The 318-nt window shown below is 58.8% G+C and carries 1 protein-coding gene; it reads right to left on the reverse strand.

From position 1 onward, the window contains the following. Window positions 1-318 (reverse strand): RHS repeat domain-containing protein (locus BFP92_RS32355; RefSeq protein ID WP_239694313.1); only part of this gene is annotated, 318 nt, incomplete at both ends.

The raw sequence follows: 318 nt of genomic DNA on the forward strand, positions 1-318 counted from the left end.
GAAACCAAACCCCCGTCAGCTGCCCATATTTGTTGTAGCTGTAGTCCGTGACATTGCCATCAGGATCGGTCTTGCGAATGACGTCGCCCTGATCATTACGCTCATACTTCCAGACGGCGAGCCCACGCCTTACGACCCGTACGAACCCGTTGTCATGCTCGTAGGACGTCGGCTCATCGTCCCCCGGAAACAACGCCACCAGGCGTCCGGCGTCGTCGTACTGATACGCCGTCACCGCCCCAAGCGGATCCTGCTCGACCGTCAGCCGGCCCTTGTCGTCATAGGATTTGAAGTGTTCAGCACCGTCCGGATCAATGC

It is taken from the genome of Pseudomonas sp. 58 R 3 (assembly GCF_900006605.1).
GTDB lineage: Bacteria > Pseudomonadota > Gammaproteobacteria > Pseudomonadales > Pseudomonadaceae > Aquipseudomonas > Aquipseudomonas salomonii.